The 1,722-nt window shown below is 69.9% G+C and carries 1 protein-coding gene; it reads left to right on the top strand.

From position 1 onward, the window contains the following. Positions 1-13 precede the first annotated feature (13 nt). Positions 14-1,722 (top strand): condensation domain-containing protein (locus tag FF041_RS23365; RefSeq protein WP_323392482.1); only part of this gene is annotated, 1,709 nt, incomplete at its 3' end.

Genomic DNA, 1,722 nt, shown 5'->3' with positions numbered 1-1,722 from the left:
CGATGTCCTGCCCGTGACACCCCTGCAAGAGGGCCTCCTCTTCCACGCCCTCTTCGACGGCTCCAGCAGAGACGTCTATGTGGAGCAGATGGTCCACACGCTGGAAGGGCCGCTCGACGTTCCAGCCCTCCAGGCCGCCTGGGCCGCGCTGCTCGCACGGCACGAGAGCCTGCGGGCCGGATTCCGCCAGCCGGTCGGAGCCGCCCGGGCCGTACAGGTGATCGCCCGTGCGGCGAGCCTGCCGTGGCGGGAGGAGGATCTGTCGCATCTGCCCGAGACCGAGGCACAGGCCGCAGCGGATCTGGCGGAGAAAGCGGAGCAGACCCGCCGCTTCGACCTGGCCGACCCGCCGCTGCTCCGAATCCTGCTGCTGAAGCTGGGTCCGGACCGGCACCGGATGGCGGTCACACTGCACCACATCGTGCTCGACGGCTGGTCGCTGCCGATCCTGATGCGCGAACTGTGGACGGCGTACGAGGCCGGGGGCAGCACCGCCGGTCTGCCCACCGTCACCCCGTACCGGGAACACCTGGCCTGGCTCACCCGCCAGGACAGGCAGGCGGCGCGCGAGGCATGGCAGCAGGCCCTCGCGGGCGCGGACGAGCCGACACTCGTCGTACCCACGGAACGGAGCGCCGCCGAGCCGACGCTGACCGGCACGGTGGCCACTGAGCCGACCGAGGAAGTCGAGCGCGCTGTACGGGACTTGGCCCGGGCGCATGGTTTGACGCTGAACACGGTGGTTCAGGCCGCCTGGGCCATGGTCGTGGGCCAGCTGTCGGGACGCGGCGACGTCGTCTTCGGCGCGACCGTCGCCGGTCGGCCGGCGGATCTGCCCGGTATGGAGACCATGCTGGGGCTGTTCATCAACACCGTGCCGGTACGGGTGAGGATCGACCCCGCGCAGACGGTCGCCGAAGCGCTGGCCGAACTTCAGACGCAGCAGTCCGCCCTCCTCGATCACCAGCACCTGGGGCTCACAGAGATCCAGCGACTGGCGGGCGCGGGCGCCACCTTTGACACCCTGATGGCGTTCGAGAACTATCGCGCCGGCGAGACCGAGCTCCCCGGTGCCCTGCGCCTCACCGATACCGAAGTCCGTGAGTCCACCAACTACCCCTTGGCCCTGGGCGTCAGCCCGATCGGCCGGCTGAGGCTTCGCCTCGACCACCAGCTGCATGTCTTCGACGAGTCCACCGCCCGTACGCTGCTCAGCCGACTGGTACGAGTCCTGGCACAGTTCGCCGCCGACCCCCAGGCCAGGCTCGGCCGTATACCCGTGATGACAGAGGCCGAGCGGTCTCTTGTGGTGGGCGAGTGGAGCGGAACGGCTCAGCCGGTGGCGGGGGAGTCGTTCCTCGATCTGTTCGGTGCGCGGGTGGGGGTTGCGTCGGGGGTCGCGGCGGTCCGTCAGGGCGTGGATGTTCTCTCGTACGGGGAGTTGGACGAGCGTTCGAATCGGTTGGCCCGGTATCTGACCGGTTTGGGTGTGGGTCGGGAGGGTGTCGTGGGGTTGTGTCTGCCGCGTGGGGTGGACATGGTGGTGGCCCTGCTGGCGGTGTGGAAGGCCGGTGGTGCGTATGTGCCGCTGGACCCGGAGTACCCGGCGGACCGACTCGCTTTCATGGTGGCGGACAGTGGTGCGCGGGTGGTGCTGGGGTCGGGTTCGACGCTGGCGGGTGTGCCGGTGGGCTCGGCGCGGGTGGTGCTGCTGGACGAGGT

Source organism: Streptomyces jumonjinensis, from assembly GCF_009600885.1.
Lineage (GTDB): Bacteria > Actinomycetota > Actinomycetes > Streptomycetales > Streptomycetaceae > Streptomyces > Streptomyces jumonjinensis.
The sequence above is the reverse complement of the archived record's forward strand: the minus strand, read 5'-3'. Positions and strand labels throughout refer to the sequence as shown.